At 64.7% G+C, this 17018-nt stretch carries 13 protein-coding genes; 6 read left to right on the top strand and 7 right to left on the bottom strand.

The genetic code is table 11. The annotated features are described in order from the left end of the window. Positions 1 to 24 precede the first annotated feature (24 nt). The 3 genes from fni to purB all read right to left on the bottom strand — a co-directional run bounded on the left by fni (position 25) and on the right by purB (position 4287). Positions 25 to 1221, bottom strand: a complete 1197-nt coding sequence (gene fni / locus ACFMO7_RS01485; protein WP_376793767.1) for a type 2 isopentenyl-diphosphate Delta-isomerase — start codon at positions 1219 to 1221, stop codon at positions 25 to 27. Beyond that, positions 1218 to 2900: a hypothetical protein gene (locus ACFMO7_RS01490; protein ID WP_376793768.1), complete on the bottom strand. Its 1683-nt coding sequence runs from the start codon at positions 2898 to 2900 to the stop codon at positions 1218 to 1220. The genes fni and ACFMO7_RS01490 overlap by 4 nt, the downstream gene beginning before the upstream one ends. 73 nt (positions 2901 to 2973) lie before the next feature. Continuing rightward, complete coding sequence (purB, locus tag ACFMO7_RS01495; protein ID WP_376793769.1) at positions 2974 to 4287, bottom strand: adenylosuccinate lyase; 1314 nt, start codon at positions 4285 to 4287, stop codon at positions 2974 to 2976. A 443-nt stretch (positions 4288 to 4730) separates the two neighbouring features. Between purB and rpmE the strand changes: the two genes are divergently transcribed. The 4 genes from rpmE to ACFMO7_RS01515 all read left to right on the top strand — a co-directional run bounded on the left by rpmE (position 4731) and on the right by ACFMO7_RS01515 (position 8463). Continuing rightward, on the top strand, positions 4731 to 4952 hold the full coding sequence (gene rpmE / locus ACFMO7_RS01500) for a 50S ribosomal protein L31 (protein ID WP_376793770.1): 222 nt from the start codon (positions 4731 to 4733) through the stop codon (positions 4950 to 4952). Between the two features lie 297 nt (positions 4953 to 5249). Further along, entirely contained in the window at positions 5250 to 6593 is a 1344-nt protein-coding gene (locus ACFMO7_RS01505) for a glycosyltransferase (protein ID WP_376793771.1), read from the top strand. Then, on the top strand, positions 6590 to 7573 hold the full coding sequence (locus ACFMO7_RS01510; protein ID WP_376793772.1) for a DUF1385 domain-containing protein: 984 nt from the start codon (positions 6590 to 6592) through the stop codon (positions 7571 to 7573). The genes ACFMO7_RS01505 and ACFMO7_RS01510 overlap by 4 nt, the downstream gene beginning before the upstream one ends. Before the next feature lie 152 nt (positions 7574 to 7725). Next, a complete protein-coding gene (locus ACFMO7_RS01515) occupies positions 7726 to 8463 on the top strand; it encodes a dual specificity protein phosphatase family protein (RefSeq protein WP_376793773.1) in 738 nt (245 codons plus the stop codon). Here ACFMO7_RS01515 and ACFMO7_RS01520 read toward each other — a convergent pair. Further along, positions 8400 to 9299: a Cof-type HAD-IIB family hydrolase gene (locus ACFMO7_RS01520; RefSeq protein WP_376793774.1), complete on the bottom strand. Its 900-nt coding sequence runs from the start codon at positions 9297 to 9299 to the stop codon at positions 8400 to 8402. The two genes, ACFMO7_RS01515 and ACFMO7_RS01520, sit on opposite strands and share 64 nt — an antisense overlap. A 670-nt stretch (positions 9300 to 9969) precedes the next feature. On the opposite strand from ACFMO7_RS01520, the gene ACFMO7_RS01525 reads away from it, so the two are divergent. Then, positions 9970 to 11475 carry an HD domain-containing protein gene (locus ACFMO7_RS01525; RefSeq protein WP_376793775.1) on the top strand — a complete coding sequence of 502 codons (1506 nt, stop codon included), beginning with the start codon at positions 9970 to 9972 and terminating at the stop codon, positions 11473 to 11475. A 93-nt stretch (positions 11476 to 11568) separates the two neighbouring features. On the opposite strand, the gene ACFMO7_RS01530 is transcribed toward ACFMO7_RS01525, so the two are convergent. Beyond that, positions 11569 to 12603 (bottom strand): tetratricopeptide repeat protein, encoded by a 1035-nt coding sequence (locus ACFMO7_RS01530; protein WP_376793776.1) that lies wholly within the window; start codon positions 12601 to 12603, stop codon positions 11569 to 11571. 429 nt (positions 12604 to 13032) lie between these two features. Between ACFMO7_RS01530 and ACFMO7_RS01535 the strand changes: the two genes are divergently transcribed. Further along, on the top strand, positions 13033 to 14337 hold the full coding sequence (locus ACFMO7_RS01535) for a S1C family serine protease (RefSeq protein WP_376793777.1): 1305 nt from the start codon (positions 13033 to 13035) through the stop codon (positions 14335 to 14337). 191 nt (positions 14338 to 14528) lie between these two features. Here ACFMO7_RS01535 and ACFMO7_RS01540 read toward each other — a convergent pair whose 3' ends face one another. Continuing rightward, positions 14529 to 15317, bottom strand: coding sequence for a hypothetical protein (locus ACFMO7_RS01540; protein ID WP_376793778.1), 789 nt, complete (start codon positions 15315 to 15317; stop codon positions 14529 to 14531). 547 nt (positions 15318 to 15864) lie between these two features. After that, positions 15865 to 16587, bottom strand: a complete 723-nt coding sequence (locus ACFMO7_RS01545; protein WP_376793779.1) for a hypothetical protein — start codon at positions 16585 to 16587, stop codon at positions 15865 to 15867. Between the last annotated feature and the right edge of the window lie 431 nt (positions 16588 to 17018).

Raw genomic sequence — 17018 nt, forward strand, 5'->3', positions numbered from 1 at the left:
GGCCAGGGCGCTGACCACCTTTGCTCAGCCGTGACCATCGGCCTGCGAGGGCCACTCGTTCTGCTCGGGCAGCCTCTCGCTGACAGGCAGCTTGTAGGCAGCGGCCCTGGCGCGGCGGTTGGCCAGGGTGCGCAGCTCCTCCTCGAAGCCGCGCAGGCTGAGCCAGGCCCGCGTCTCCCCCCCAATTACCACATCCACCTGGCGCAGGGCTGTCAGATTAGCGGCCCCGCTGAGCTGCATGGCGATTTTCAGCTCCGTCAGCGTTTGCTCTAGCAGCTCGCAGACCCGCTCGTAGCTCTCGCTGGCTGCCCGCAGAAACGGAAAGCCCATGCCGACCAGCGTTGCCCCAAGGGCGAGCGCGCGGGCCACATCCAGCCCGCTGCGCACGCCGCCGGTGGCGATCAGGGGGAGGCCCGCCGCTCCGGCCTCCACCAGGGCGATAGGGGTCGGAATGCCCCAATCGCGGTAGAGTTCGCCGATCTCCTGGGCCTGTTTCTCGCCGTGAGCGCGGGCCCGGGCGGCCTCCAGGGCCGACATACTGCTGCCACCGGCCCCACCCACATCGATGGCGGCCACGCCACAGGAGCGCAGGAGCAGAGCCTGCTCGCGACAAACGCCGGCCCCTGTCTCCTTGGCGATGACGGGGACCGGGCTTTCTGCCGTCAGGCGTCGCAGGGCTGCCGCCACCCCGCGCATGCGCCGGTCACCCTCGACCTGGGTGGCCTCCTGGAGGGCATTCATGTGGACGGCCAGGGCGTCGGCCTCAATCATGGCGATGGCCTCCTCAACCTGGGTGCGCGTGAAGGCTGAGTGGCGCACCTGATCGATCAACTGTGGGGCGCCGATATTGGCAATGAGGAAGGCGTGGGGAGCCTCCTCGCGAACAACGGCATAGGTTGAGGCCAGAGCCGGATTGACCAGGGCGGCCCGCTGGCTACCTACTCCAAGCGCCAGCCCATAGCGCTCCGCCGCTCGCGCCAGGTTGCGGTTGATGCTCACCGCCTCTGGATGGCCGCCGGTGAGGGCCGAGATGACCACCGGCGAGGCCAGGCGCCGCCCGAGAAAGAACGTTGTCGTGTCGACCTCCTCCAGATCGACCTCGGGCAGGGCCTGGTGCACAAGGTGGATATCCCTCCAGCCGGCCCGTTGACCGACTCCGATTCCTTCCTCCAGAGCTACAGTAATATGTTCGAGCTTGCGCTGTTTGATCTCGTCTGTCATGCGCTGCTTCGCGCCTCCTTGAAAATGGCTCGTCTTCCTCTCCAGAAAAATACTCCTGTGAGATAGACGAGAGGAGGTGCAAAGATGAGTAATCCCTCCAGGGCTAACCCGAGAAAGCTGCCCACTCCCAGCAGGGCAAAACTCAGCAGGGACGTCAACGAGAAGAGCAGCCCACTCCGGCTCAGGGCATCCGGGCGGCGCAAGGCGGCCAGCCCCAGCCCGGGCAGGGCATACCAGGGCCAGAAGTTGAAGCCGAGCAAGAGAAGCCAGGCCCCGAGCGCCAGCAGACAGGTGGCGATCAGCGAAGAAAAAGCCTGGACGTGGGCGAACGACCCGACGAGGGCCTCCTGGCTGGCTTCCTGGCGGCGCCCGTGGAGCTGGGCACGCAGGCTGACCAGCAGCCAGATGAAAAGCCAGGTGAAGCAGAAGAGGGCCCCACCTTTGACGGTCAGCTCGGCGGGCTGATCGGGCCGCCGATAGCGCGGCGAATCCAGAAGCACGGCTAATGGGGCATAGAGCCGGCGCAAAGGAGGAACCACCAGCGCCAGCGGCGAGCGGGCAAAGGAGGTCCAGCCCGCTGCGGCCATGACCGCGCGGTAGCTCTCGCCACCACGCCAGAGAGGCAGCGCCAGCAGAAGCGGCACCGCCACAGGCAGCAACAGGCGCCAGGTCCAGGCCCACAGCCGGGCCGAGAGCGTGCGGACCTTCCCAGCTCTCCGCCATAAAGAGAAGCCGACCAGCAGCGGCCAGAGAGGCAGGGCCAGGGGACTAAGGGCGACGGCCAGGCCGAGCGCCAGCAGGGCCGCTACCTCGGCAAGCAGAGCGCTCCTCTCCGAGGTCCTCGCCCACTCCTCCCGGCGCAGCAGCCACCAGAGGGCAACCAGCAGCAGGGTCAGCAGCAAGCCCTCGCTATGCCCATCAGCGACCATGGCCAGCAGGGCCAGTGGGTTCCAGGCGTAGAGCAGGCTAGCGGCAAAGCGCGTTCCCGGCGCAGCGGCCAGCCGACCCAGGAGCGACCAGATGAGGAACGTATTGAGCAGATGGACCAGTAAGAGCAGGCTCCTGAGCAGAAGCAGCCCCAGGGCCGGCGAAGCGCTGGCGGGCAGCAAGGCCACGAGCGCACAAAGCCATTCCCAGAGCGGGCCAGCGACCAGCGGACCATGCTGGGTGAGCGGCGTAAGCCAGGGCCAGTATGGATCGGAAACCAGCGCCGGCGAGACTGTGCGCCAGGGGGAGAGGCCGTAGAGAGCGATCAGACGTCCGCTGAAGAGAGAAGCAAAGAGGGTATCGGAGAAGAGAGCCGGCAAGGGCAACAAGGTGAGGCCGAACAGCAAAGGGGGACCCACAAGCAGACCGGACATCCACCCGACCTGGCCGGGATAGTCGCCGGCCCAGGCCCGCCAGATGGCCAGCAAATAACAGGCGGCCAGCGCCAGCAAGAGAGTCAGCAGCAGACTGATGGCGCCGATGCGCGAAAGAGGAAGGGCCAGGCCATTCCAGGAAGGCAGGGCCGACAGGGGAGTTGGAACCAGTCCCAGGCCCGCGATCGGTCTCAGCATCAGCACCAGGAGGACATAGAGTCCCTCAGTCACGAGTGCCAGGCCGAGCAGCCCAGGCCACCGACGTCGCGCGATGGCCCGCGGCTGCTCGACGCTTGAGGCAAGCAGGGTTCTAGTCACACCTCAGATCCTTCACCGGGCAGAAATCGCTGCCCCGCCGCAGTCGGAAGCATAGTGCCCGGTGCCTCCCTGTCTAAGATAATCCCAGACGTTGGAAGGCGGTGTCAATATAGGGAAGGTAGTAATCGATCTGCATCAACTGCTGCAGCTCCTCGGGCGAGAGATAGCGCGTCACCTCGGAATCGCTGCTGAGGGCCTCCAGCAGGGCGGGGCCGCGAATGGGACCATCGCTGGCCAGGCGCCAGACCCGCTGGGCGTTGCGCTGGACCATCTTGTAAGCCTCCTGGCGCCCGACCCCCTTCTCGATCAGCGCCAGCAAGACCCGCTGTGAGAAAATCAAGCCCCCGGTCATCTGCAGATTGGCCTGCATGCGGCGCGTATCCACCTCCAGACCGGCCATCACCTGCCCGAAAATATGGAGCATATAGTGCAGAAGCGTAAAGGCATCGGGCAGAATAATACGCTCAGTTGAAGAATGGCTGATATCGCGCTCGTGCCAGAGGGCGACATTCTCCAGGGCTGTGACCGCGAAGCCGCGCAGGACGCGCGCCAGGCCGCAGAGGCGCTCGCACAGCTCGGGATTGCGCTTGTGCGGCATCGCCGATGACCCCTGCTGACCAGAGGCGAACGGCTCAAAGACCTCGCCGACCTCAGTGCGCTGCAGATGGCGAATCTCCTGCGCCATCTGTTCCAAACAGGCGCCAACCAGCGCCAGCGCCGTCATGAGCTGCGCATGGCGATCGCGGGTCACGATCTGGCTGGAGACAGGGGCCACGCCGATGCCCAGCTCCGAGCAAACGAACTCCTCGATCTGTGGAGGAATCGTCGCGTGCGTGCCCACAGCGCCAGAGATCTTGCCGACAGCCGCTTCCGTCAGAGCCGCCTCCAGCCGCCGGCGCGCCCGTCGCAGCTCATCGACCCAGAGCGCCAGTTTCAGCCCAAAGGTCAGCGGCTCGGCATGGATGCCGTGCGTGCGCCCGACCATCACGGTCTGCTTATGGGCGCGGGCCTGCTGCTCCACCGTTGCCAGGAGGCGGTCGAGACTGGCCAGCAGCAAAGCGCCAGCTTCCTTGATCTGCACCGCCAGGGCCGTATCCAGCACATCCGAAGACGTCAGGCCCAGGTGGATAAAGCGGCCCTCTGGTCCCAGCCGCTCCTGAATCGAGCGCAGAAACGAGATCACATCGTGGTGGGTCTCGCGCTCGATCTCGCGCATGCGCTCGGCATCGTAACTGGCCTGGCGGATCTTCGCCAGCGCCTCGGCAGGGATCACGCCCTGACGGGCCCAGCCCTCGCAGACCAGCAGCTCCACGCGCAGCCACGTATCTGTTTTATGCCGGTCCGACCAGATAGCGGCCATCTCCGGCAGGGTATAGCGTTCAATCATTGGGCAAGTGCCTCCTCTTCTAACCGCTCCGCTCCTATCCTGCGGGCGGGAATAGATCACCTTGTCCAGGTGCAGTGTACCACATGAGCCAGCAGCGACGGGCGAAGGCCGGCGGGAGAATCGGGCATAAACCCCGCCAGATTTGTGTTTCTATGATAGAATAAACCCGTGTGCAGGCATCCGTCCCCGGGTCCAGGGCAGAGTGACCGATTGTGTCCTGCTCGGGGGAAGGAGAGAGAAGGGGAAGAAAGCTCCCCCGCAGGAGGGAGCGAGCTGGCAAGGGCTGGCCGCGGTCGCGCTGGCGTGGACAGGCCCCGCCTTGCGGGGCGCCGCGCCTTGACGTGCTCCATTCCTCTCGCTACAATCGTGTCGCTACCAGCGTAGGCAATACCATTGTGCTTGCCATTAATCCTACGTGTCAATATGACTAGGGAGTCTGTGTCATGAAGAAGGGCATTCATCCGACCTACGTCGAGGCCACCGTCGTCTGTTCCTGTGGCAATACCTTCCAGACCTTGAGCGTCAAGCCGGTGCTCAAGGTCGACATCTGCTCGAAGTGCCACCCGTTCTTCACCGGTCAGCAGCGCATTCTCGATACGGCTGGCCGCGTGGAGCGCTTCCGCCGGCGCTTTAACCTGCAGGAAGAAGAAGCTACGATGAAGTGAGAGCCGTCGGCAGATGGAAGAGGGCCGATCGCCTGTGCTCCTCCGCGCTGTCTCGCGCTCAGTTCAGCCCGGCCCGCCACGAGCGGGCTGAGCTGGCCCGAGCCTACCGACCTGAGCGCGGCCCAGGACAGGAGATCGGCCCTCCTGTCTATTCGCCTCTTCGATTAGTAAGTGATATATCGTGCAGGAGCAGGGAGAGAGAACGCTGCTTGCTTCTCTGCTCTGGGCTATGCTATACTCGTCCTACCGGTTCCTGCCAGGGAGCCGGGCAGTGAACGGAAGGGGGAGCGTGCCCCGGTGAGTCAACGCTGTATTGTCTTTCTGATCTCCGATACGGGAGGAGGCCACCGTAGTGCGGCCCTGGCCCTCAGCAGCGCCATTGAGCAGCTACAGGAGCGCGCGGCGAGTAATGGGGACGGCGGGCGGCTGGGGCGGGGCGAGCCGGAGGCGGCGCCAGAGCCGCAGCCGCGCTCAGAGGCGAGCAATGGAGCGGCTGCCGGACGAGAGGCCAAAGGAGGAGAAGAGGCTAGCCCAAAGCTCCGTCTTGAAATCGTCGAAGCCTTCGAGGAATGTGGAGGCTTTCCCCTGCGTCAATTCGCCAGGCTGTATGGTCCAGCCAGTCGCTACGCGCCTGGACTCTATGGGTTGGTCTTTCACCTCTCCAATCATCCCCAACGCATCAACGAAGTTCAGCGGCTCCTCAGTCCTTTGATGCTCAAAAGGCTGGAGCGACGACTCAGCGAGCTACGGCCTGACGTCATTGTCTCTGTTCATCCGCTGCTCAACTATGTTACCGTGGCCGCGCTGCGGCATCTGGGGCGTCCGGTGCCCTTCCTTGTCGTTGTCACCGATCTCATTTCGGCTCATCATTCCTGGTTTACCGAGGGAGCCACGGCCTACGTGGTGCCCACTGAAGAGACCAGACAGCTCTACCTGGAGCACGGGCTAGACCCGCAGCGTGTCCATTTGCTTGGTATGCCCATTCATCCGCGCTTTAGCCTGCCGGTGGCCAGCCGCGAGGAGCTGCGGGCGCGGCTTGGACTGGAGCCTGAGCCTCCGGTTGTGCTCCTTGTCGGAGGGGGAGAAGGCAGCGGGGGGCTGCGTACGGCGGCTGAAGCCATCTCGCAGGCGCGGCTGCCGGTGCAGCTAGTAGTTGTCACAGGGCGCAACCGCCGTCTCTATGAGCAGCTTTGCAAAGAGCAGAGCAAGTGGCAGGTGTCCGCCAAAATCATGGGGTTTGTTACCAACATGCCCGAGCTGATGCATGCCGCCGATGTCATTGTCACCAAGGCTGGCCCGGGCACCATCTGCGAGGCGCTGGCCTGCAACCTGCCCATCATCCTCAGCGGTTACGTTCCCGGGCAAGAGGAGGGCAACGTCACCTTTGTCGAGCGCAACGGCGTTGGCGTGCTGGCGCGGGAGCCGAAGCAACTGGTGCGGGCCTTGCAAGAGCTGCTCGAACCGGGATCGACCCTGCTGCAGCGGCGGATCGAGAACGCCCGACGTCTGAGCCGTCCCCAGGCCTCCTTTGACATTGCTCAACTCATTCTCAGCTACCTGCCGCCCCCGGGCCAGCCGGGTCCTTGGGAGGAGCGGCCAGTCATGGCCCAGGTGGCCACTGCCAAAGTCAAGGGGAAATGATGGCCAAGCGCTTCAAAGCGGGATCTTCCAGGTTTTACTATGGCGGCCAGGCCGTCATGGAAGGCGTCATGATGCGCGGACGCACCTCGGTAGCGATGGCCGTGCGCCGCCCGGATGGGAGCATCTACCTGTACGAGGAGCCGTTGCAGCCACGGCTCTATCGCAATCCTTTGTTCCGGCTGCCGTTTCTGCGTGGTCTGCTGCTGCTCTGGGAGATGCTGGTGCTGGGGACGCGCCTGATGGCGCTCTCGGCCAACGTGGCCCTGGGGATAGAGGAGCCATCGACAGCCCAGACGCCTGCTGGAGAACAGGCTCCGGCTCGGCCCGCTGGGCTGGCTCTGGCCGGCCCGCTGGTGGTCTCGCTGGCTTTTGCCATTGCGCTCTTCTTCTTGCTGCCTGTTTTTCTCGCCGGCCTGCTGCCGCATCCGCCCGGGGCTGGCTGGCTCAATCTCTTGCTCGAAGGGTTGATCCGTCTGGCGCTCCTCATCGGCTATCTGTTGCTGATTGGGCGCCTGGCCGAGATCCAGCGTGTCTTTGGCTATCACGGGGCCGAGCATAAGGCCATCAATGCGATGGAGCGGGGCGAGCCCCTGGATGTCTCTCATGTGCGCGCCGCCTCGCGCGTCCATACCCGCTGCGGCACCGGTTTCCTGCTGCTGGTGGTCGTCATCTCGATCTTCGTTTTTGCCCTGCTGGGCTTCCCCTCGCTCTGGCTGCGCCTGCTCTCGCGCGTCTTGCTGGTGCCTGTCATTGCCGCCCTGGCCTATGAAGTCCTGCGCCTGGGAGCGGCCTGGTACCACCTGCCGCCGGTGCGCTTCCTGTTGGCTCCAAGCCTGGCGCTCCAGGGTTTGACGACGCGCGAGCCTGATGATAGCATGATAGAGTGCGCCATTGTGGCGCTGGAGCGCGTTATGCAGCGCGACGCCGCTGAGGAGCAGGGGCGGGCCACCGACCTGCCACCGCTGGTGGTCTCGCGCTAGCCCGCGCGCCCCGGCAGGGAGGAGCGAGCGAAGTTTCGTTGCCTCGCGAGGGGGGAGCGCCCTGAAGGGGGGATGGGCTGAATGAAGATGGCTGGCAAAGCAAGGCAAGGTACACGAACATGAAGATGAGGGGGCAGGTTTTCTTATAGAGCATGGAGCACAAGAAGCATCCGAATGAAGAGCTAAACAAAGGCCACACGTCGCAGCAGGCGCCCGTGGCGGGATATTCTGCCTGGGCTGATCCCCCGCTGACGACGGCAGGGACGGCGCCGGTCTCTGGCGAGGCTCCGCATCTCAAGTTCTCGCGCTGGCGCTGGGCCTTGACCGGCGTCGTGCGGGTTCTCTATCGTCGTTGGACGCGCATCGCCGCGCACCTCTTCCCGGAGAACTCGCCGACCGAGCGCCTGGCACGCGCCTTACATATTCCTCTCCCTGACCAGCTCAACCTGAGTTGGATCACCGATCAGCTCGCCGTTGGGGGGCGGATTCATCCCCAGGATATCAAGGCCCTGGCGCGTTTGGGCGTCACCCATGTGGTTGACACGCGCGCCGAATACGTCGATGACCGCCAGGCTCTGGCGAAAGCCGGCATTGAGCTGCTCCATTTGCCCACGCCCGATACGCAGCCGCTCTCGTTGGAGCAGCTGCTGGAGGGAGCACGTTGGGTCAACGAGCGTATCCAGCATGGCGGGCGCGTGCTCGTCCACTGCGAGCACGGGGTTGGTCGCAGCGCTCTATTGGCCTGCGCCGTCCTCGTCTATGGGGGCATGCATGCGCGCGATGCCCTGGCGCTGGTGCAGCAGCGGCGCTGGCAGGCGGCTCCGAATCATAAGCAGGTCGAGCGGCTGCGCGAGTTCGAATCGGCGGTGCGGGCCGGGCGAAGCAGGTAGCGCTCGATGGCGTAGGCCACGCCATCCTCGCTGTTGCTGGTGGTTATGGCCCGTGCCGCTTGCTTGACTGCCGCGTTGGCCTGGCCCATTGCGATGCCCAGGCCAACGAGCGAGAGCATACCGATATCGTTCTCGTTGTCGCCGATGGCCATCACCTGGCTCAGTGGAATGCCCAGCCGCCCGGCCAGGGCGGCCACGGCTGTGGCCTTGGAGCAGCCGGCGCGCAGGAGGGATAGCTCCCCGCTCTCGTAGTTGCCGCGCTCCAGCAGCAGCCAGGAGCAATCGAGAGCTGCCAGGGCTGGCAGCAACAGGCGCAGCCGTTCGGGCGCCTCCAGAGCGACCAGGCGCAGTACCGGCCTGTCCAGGTCAAGCAGGCGCTCCCGTGGCAGGCGACGCAGTTCGGCGGCGTGGACCGTAAAGTAGATCTGTTGCCAGGACGTATCAAGCTCGGTGGGGCCGGTCCAGACCTCCTCGTGCAGGGGGTCGCCCAGCGGCTGAATCACCGGCTGCAGGCCCTCGGCGAGAAAGAGGGCGATGCCCTGTTGAGCGACCTGGGCCGGCAACGGGTTGCTGTAGAGGATGCGCCCGCCGGGATGCTCGACGATCAAGGCTCCATCGTAGAGAATCAGCGGGGCCGTTAAGGCCAGCTCGCGCGCGATGCTGGCCGTGTTTCCATAGCGCCGGGCGGTGGCCAGGGTCACGGTCACACCGGCAGCCCGGGCCTCGGCGATGGCGGCGCGCGTCCCTTCGGTAATCTCGCCCCCGGGCGTCAGCAGCGTGCCGTCGATATCGATCACCAGCAGCTTGCAGGCCGGTTGAGCTGGTGGCGTAGTCATCGGTGCTGGTTCTCCCTCTTTCCACATGTTCCTGTGACAGACAGAAAGATGCTTGTGCATGCAGGAAAGCGCGACTACAAATGAGAAAGCGACGGGAATGAAGCGCCCGTCGCTTGCATAGCACGCTGTCTGGCTTCCCTGAAAGATACGCCTATTATAGGTGTTGCGCCGGGTCAATGCAAGGTCGGAGGGCCATGGCTAGGGCAAGAGTACTGCCCGATCCTGTAGCCCCAGCCAGGTCGCAGAGGAAGATCTCCGTGCAGGCCCAGGTTGAACACGAAGGAGAGAAATCTGATTGGGGAATACCTGCCGCCTCTGTGGGAACCCCCTGGCTTACTCCGATGGCGCCTGGCGCCTGATGAAGCTCGTCCTGTCCAATGGCCGCCGACTGCGCACAGCGGCCAGCAGGAAGAGCGGCAGCGACAGCGCGGACTATTCCCAGGCTGGTAGATGGTTTTCGCCCTGTTGAGGGCGTGTGCCGGCGGGGGACGGTTGGCCTGGGGTGTGAACCCAGCAGAGCAGATCTGTGCCCCCTTGATGGTAGCAGGGTCTATGCCAGTGCCAGCCACAAGCAACGCGAACTTGTCCAGGAAGCGAGGGCTTTCCTGATGGAAAGGAGGAGCGGCATTCCTCCCACGGTGGAACCCGTGGGTAGCCTGCCGACGGAGTTATGAAGGAGCAACCAAGGGACTGGCTCGCCCTGGAATCTCAGGCGGGACTGACCGGCGAAGGCGGGCGGCTGGCGGAGGTAGAGGAGGAGGAGGGGGAGGAGGCAGCGCCAGCGGGGACGGCGGTGATCCAGCCAGGCATGTGGCAGCCCTGGCGCGATCAGCGTGGCTTCCCGCTCCTGCCCGACGACAATCCCATCAGTACGGTGCGAGACAGCCTTTACGATCTGATTCCGCTCGGTCCCCGGGAAATCAAGCTGATTGGCAGCGCCCCTTTTTTGCGCCTGCAAAAGGTCAAGCAGTTGGGCTTTGTCTATCGCATCTGGCCGGGGGCGACGCATACCCGCTATGAACATAGCCTGGGCTGCTACCATCTGGCGGTGCGCGCCGTGCGGGCGCTGCTCCAGCGCGGCAACAACGGGGGTCTCCACGGGGTCTCTCTCAAGAGCGTGCAGACCCTGATTGTGGCGGCCCTGCTCCACGATATCGGACACTATCCGTTCTCGCACGTGATTGAGGAGCTGGGCCATCCTATTATTGCCCATGAGCGCGTTGGACGCTCGATTATCGAGAACAGCGAAATTGCCTCCATCCTGGAAGAGGAGTACCAGCTCTCGCCCGAGCGGGTGGCCGACTTTATTGATCCACCCCCGGGCAAGCGCCTGCCCGAGGATGACGAGCTGCTGCGCAGCCTGTTGAGTGGGGCTTTGGATGTCGACAAGCTGGACTATTTGCCGCGGGATGCGCGAGCCTGCAACGTGCCCTACGGGGGCGTCGATGTGGCGCGTTTGCAGGGAGCCTTACGTATCCATCCCGCTGTCCAGGGGCAGCGACGCATCGTGGTGACGCATAAGGGGATCAGTCCGCTGCATTCGCTGCTGCACGCCCGCCAGGAGATGTTTGACAATATCTACTGGCATCATACGAATCGCGCTTTTCAGGTGATGCTGATGCGCGCCGTGCAGGAGGCGCTCCTGGCGGGAGCCTTGAGCGCTGAACGGCTGACTGGCCTTGACGATGCTTCGCTGCTGACGCTGCTGGCTGAGCCGCAGATGCCGCCGGCCTCGCAGGCTCTGACGGAGGCGCTGGAGTTGCGCCGGCCCTATAAGGATGCTTTAGAGATCAGCCGCCCGGCGGGTCAGCTCTTTCAGCGCCTGGATGCGCTCTACTGGGATGCCCAGCGCCGACGGCGCCTTGAACAGGCCCTGGCGGCGGAGCTGGCGCGGGCCCTGGAGACGGAGATTGCCGACTACGAGGTGCTGATCGACATTCCGCGCCCGGTCAATTGGGAGATGGATGTCTGGGTCTGGTTTGCCAATCCCCCGGTGGGCATGGAGCCCCTGGTGACCTGGGTCCAGGCCACGGGCCTGCAACCGGACGATCTGGCCCGCTATGAGCTGCATCAGCGGCGCATTCGGGTGCTCGTCCCCGAGCGTCTGCGAGCGCCGTTGCGCGCCCACCGTCAGGATCTACTCCTGCCCCTGCTGCAGCGGCTGCTGGAAATGTAGGGTGAGAGGAAAGAGGGCGGCTGGTCCCTCGCCTCTCGACAGCTCTCCTGGCGCCTTGTATCTGGCCCGAGCGGGCTGGCGCGCCGGCTCGACTCAGCGCAGGCGGCGCTCCTTGTGCTGGTACATCAGGCGTACGGCCTTTTCGTGGATGCGCTGGGCTGGGCGATAGTCGGGAGCGAGCTGCAAGGCCTGGCTGGCGACGCGGGCCGCCTCGCGGTAGCGACCCAGGCGATAGAGGTTATCAGCCTTGATGGTCCAGAAGCGCACGTTGTGGGGATCAAGCTCCAGCACGCGCTCAATGGCTTCGACGGCCTCTTCGAAGCGCCCCAGGCTGCGCAAGGCCCGCATGTGCATCTCCCAGGCCAGGAGGCTACCGGGCGTCAGACGGGTCAGCTTGCTGGTAACCTCGAATAGCTCTTCCATCTCGCCCAGGGCGCGCAGGGCCTGGGCCAGCAGGGAGTGGGAGAGAGGATCATGGGGGGCGAGCTGCAGAGCGCGTTGCATCAGCTCGCGCACTTCCTGGGGGCGCCCCAGGCGCCGCAGAATTTCTCCTTTCATCTGAAGGGCGAAAAGATAGTCGGGATCGCGGGCCAGGCTCTGATTGAAGGCTTCCAGGGCCTCGGGCAAACGGCCGAGGTTCAAGAGGGCCGTGCCCTTGTTGGCCCAGGCGCGGGCGTCGCTGGGATCAAGCTGCAGGGCGCGCTCGGCGCTGCGCAGGGCCTCGGGAAAGCGCTGCTGGAGAATTTGCAGGCCGCTGCGGTTGAGCCAGGCGAGAGCCAGGTGGTTGTCGAGCAGCAGAGCCTGGTCGTTGGCGATCGTGGCCTCAGAGAGACGCTCGAGCTTCTGCAAGGCCCGCGCCTTGCAGGCCAGGGCCAGGGCGGAGAGGGGTTGTAGCTCTAGCGCCTGCTCACTGACGGCCAGCATCTCCTCATAGGCCCCGCTGCCATCGAGGGCCAGGGCCAGCCCTGTTAAGGCCGCTTCATCCTCGGGATCGCGCGCCAGAAGCTGCCGGAAGCTGGCGGCGGCGGCCTGCCAGTCGCGGCGCTGAAGCTGCTCTCTGGCCTCACGACAGAGGTCCTCGTCGCTTGACTGCCTTTGTCTCTCTTGGGGAGTTTGCTTCTCTGCCATTCCTTTTCTGCCTTGAGGGCTGCCTCTTCTCTGTCCTGCTAGCAGAGTACGCAGCCTCGCTATCTGTAGATGCCATTATCTCATGAGAAGGACTGTCCGGGCAAGAGGGGTCTGCGCCTCTCTGGTGCTCCATCCCTGATGCGGGCTTACAAATCCTTTACAGATCTCTAAGGAATCTCTGACGATCTCCCGCTATAGTACAGGCAGGAAGACAAATGCACGAACCTGGTTGTGACCGACATTATCCCAATAGTGTCTGGAGAGGCAGCACTGACCCGGAGGGTCGGGCGAGCGCGCCGGCGCGAGCTGGGAAAGCCGGCTCTGCGCTCTGCCTGTCTGGCCGGTCCGCTGTCTCACCCGGGAACCTTCTCTTTAGTAGTATTATAGAAAGCAGTGTCGGGAGAGAGTATAGACGGAGGTTGCAGGCTCATGTATAATCCGCACGCAGAAGACGAAGCGGGGATGGCAGATCCCCACGATCAGCAGACAGTTGCTTATCCGTACCATCCAGGTGGAACTGCGGCGGGAACAGGAGGGCCGGGAGGGCCGAGCGATCCAGGGCTGCTCGCCAGCTCCCCGTATTATGGGGCAGGTGGCCCGGTCATGCCGCCGACGGCGCCGCGACGAGGCTCCTCCTGGCGCGCGGTCGTGATCACTCTGGTCCTGGCCGTGCTCTTTGGCGGGCTGCTCTTCGGCGCTGGCTGGCAGTTTGGCAACGCCCATGGGGTTTCGTCGGCGACCCTGGAGACGGGCAGCAGCACGACCACAACGACCACGAAGGTCGTAACGACTGCCGAGCAGGCGCGCGAGGCGGCCATCGCAAAGGTGCAGCCTGCCGTGGTGCAGATCAATGTCTCGACGGCCTCCGGTGCGTCGGGCATCGGCTCCGGGGTCATTATTGACAAGCGTGGTTACATCGTGACCAACTACCACGTGGTGGAGAATGCTCAGCAGATCGAGGTCGTCCTGGCTGATGGGACGCACCTGGCGGCCCAGGTGGCTGGCACCGACCCCGCCGACGATCTGGCGGTCGTTAAGATCAATCCGCCGAGCAACATCACGGTCGCTACCCTGGGCGACTCTTCGAAGCTGCAGGTGGGGCAGGAGGTGCTGGCCATCGGCAACCCCCTGGGCGAGACGCAGACGGTGACCCATGGCATTATCAGCGCCCTGGGCCGCACGGTCTCTGAGGAGGGTCAGGGGAGCGCTGTGATCGCCAACGCTATTCAGACCGATGCGCCGATTAACCCGGGCAATAGCGGCGGCGCCCTCGTCGATCTCTCGGGCAACGTGATCGGCATTCCGACGGTGGCGGCCATCGATCCGGAGTTCAATACGCCGGCCAACGGCGTGGGCTTCGCCATCCCCTCGAACCGCGTGCGCTTCATCGCTCAGCAGATCATTGCCACTGGCCAGGTGACCCATACGGGCCGGGCCGCCCTGGGCGTGCGCGTGGCCTCGGTGACACCCCAGTTGGCGGCTCAGGATAACCTGCCTGTCGACTATGGTTCCCTGATCGTCTCGGTGACGGCTAATGGACCGGCGGCCCGCGCGGGCCTGCGGGCCGGCGATATCATCGTGGCCATCGACGGCCAGAAGGTCACCGATAACCAGACCCTCAGCGATATTCTGGTCAACAAGAGTCCCGGCCAGACCGCCAAGGTCACGGTCTACCGCGGCAATCAACAAATGACGGTCACGGTGACCCTCGGCGAGCTGCAGGCTGGCAGCTAGCCCAGCGTGCCGGACAGGAGCAGGCTGGTTCCGACCTTCGCTCAGGGCCAGCCCGCCTGCTGAAGATGAGGCGACAGACCAGGAGCGAACCGCGAGAGCCTTGTTCCCTGCCAGTCTCGCGCTCGCTCCTGGTCTTTGTTGGGGAAGACAGGTCCGCTGAGGCCGCGTGGGTTGACGTGGGTTGACGTGGGCTAGGATGAGGCCGGCTGCTGGCTGGAGAGTGGGACGCCGGCGCCGGTCGTCGTCTGGCCGGTGGGCGCCGCCTGGGATGCCCGCCGACCGGTGAGCAGGACGCCACAGAAGAAGACGATCCAGCCCAGTGCCATGAAAAGCCAGAAGGTGCTTTCCAGTCCCATGAAGCGCGCGAAGCTGCCGGCGGCGGCGTTGAGCAGCTCCCCGAGCAGGATCAGAATGTTGCCCCAGAAGATATGGCTGGTCTGCAAGCCGCGAATCGAGGACTGGCGGCGCAACAGCTTCCAGAGGGAGTAGAGCAGCACGCCGACCACCGCCACTACTCCCACCGTGTTGAGAACGATGATGGTGGCTACGCCAGCTCCAAGCTGGAGAACGCCGCGGCCCGAGCTGCCCACGACGTGCCTGAGCGCCTGCTGATCGACGCCCGCCGTGGCGATCGAGAAGATGGCCAGGAGGCTGACCAGGACAAGCCCGCTCAGGCAGGCCAGGGTCATACGCCGGCTGCTGACCAGGGCGATGCTGCCCAGACCGAGCCAGGCCGAGGTGAGGGCGGCGCCGAGGATGTAGTAGAGGCGGAAAAGGGCGATTCCCAGGGTGCTCGTCGGCTGGGCGGGAATCATCAGGACGTAGGCGAGCGTGGCCACAAAGGCCATGCCCAGGGCCAGCGACCAGTAGAGCTGATGGGGACGGCGACGCTGCAAATATTGGGCAAGGACAACGCCGGCAAAGACGGCGGTGACGACAACGTTAACGATGGCAAAGCTCACTAAGAGAATGGTCTCCATAGATGGCCTCCCGCAGGCAGTGCCCCCTTGAGAGCGGTGAACCCTGCAAAAGCTTGATTGGATCGTGTAGATTATACAAAAACCTATGGGAACTTGCACTGCCTGCCCCTCGCCCTCCCTGCCAGCTAGCTGACCTGCGAGCAGCTGTGATCTGGCTGTGATCTCTATCCATCTGCCCGCTCGTTCGTTCGTCCGTCCGCCCATCCGGGAGCGAACCTCCTGGCCCAGGGCGCACAGGCCGTTCCGGATCACGTGGCGCGTCGTGTTGACGGCTGCGGCCTCCTTCAGCGGTCCCTTCGTCCTGGCTTGCCCGTCCAGGTGGCCACTCTCCCTCCGCCGTTCGGTTCTCCCTGGCCCAGTTGCAGGCGCGGCAAGCCACTGTGGGCTTGCTTCCCCGATCAGTGCCGCTTCTCGACCTCGGAAGGCTGTCCCCCAGCTCCAGCCGCTTCGGCTGGTCAGAGACGGGCTTGTAAACTTCCCTGCAAGCCCTCCCGCTCAGGCCGTGGGGTTGAGATGAGAACGGTCTATGACTCCAGTGCGGCTTCGCTCATAGAGCCACGATGGCCTGGCGCAGATAGCCGCGAGAACAGGCCAGCCGCCGAAAGGCCCGTCGCTCTTCTGGGGGAGCGAGCAGTCTAAGACGAATGGCATGCCATCCCCAGCGCAGGGCCTCGTAGAGCTGGAAGCTGGCCACCTCGCCCGCGAAAGCCTGGAATAGCTCTCTGGCCTGCGCCAGGTAGGTCGTGAGGATGAGGGACTCCAGGCTCTTGACGATGAAGCCGCCTCTGGCCCAGTGCCAGCTTCCATCGAGCAGCATGAGTTCGGGCTGCTGCCAGACCTCAAGCGTCAACTGACAGAGTCGGCTGGATGCGCTGGGCGTCGAGAGGAGGGCGAGCTGCAGGCGAATCTGCTGCAGGTCTCCATCGCGCAGCAGACGCCCGCGCAGGCCGCGCGCAAGTTCCTGGGCCTCCTCCAGGGCGCTGCGGTCGTGGCGCAGCAGGGCGTATTCGCCCCACAGCACTGCCAGGTAGGCGCTGGCGATTTCTTCGTAGAGCTGGCCCCGGACCAGCTCGCGGCCTGCATGGGTCAGGCGTAGGGCCTCGTTGAGGCGCCCGGCCCGCTGAGTCAGGGTGGCCGCTCTGATGAGCAGGCGCGCCGAGGTTTCGCTTTCGCTGGCGGAGAGGATCAGTGTGGGATCTTCGCTGATGCCAGGGGCGGCCAGAGCCGAGGCCAGGAAAGGCGAGGCAACAAGCACCGTTCTTCTCAACATAAGCATGCTCCTTTCGGGATCGCTGCCAGACAAGGCAGGCTCCAGGATCTCATGATCAGGATCAGCCGACTGAGGCGGCCTGCACCAGGCCAGGTGGCTCGCCGGCCTGGCCTCCTCGGGGTGGACGAACCTGCTCCGGCGCCGCCGACCCAGGTGCAGCCCTTCCGGAAGGCCGCTCTCCCAAATCTGCACACATCTCGCTGTGCGCAGGATTTGTGTTCAAAACTAACATGTCTCTCATTTGATTTCCTGGCGGGCGGGTGAGCGATCATACCGGCCGCCCGCCGATGATCCCAGCCCTCTCTTTGAGGACTGGACCGTCGAACCGTCAGGCCCGCCCGGTCTTAACGGCCAGCCGGCCTCCCAGACGGCCCGGGCAGGGCATCTCAGGCGTCTTCAGCACTTGCGCCAGGCCGTTCATTGCCGCGCGC

Origin of the sequence: Thermogemmatispora sp. (genome assembly GCF_042408735.1) — a bacterium.
GTDB lineage: Bacteria > Chloroflexota > Ktedonobacteria > Ktedonobacterales > Ktedonobacteraceae > Thermogemmatispora.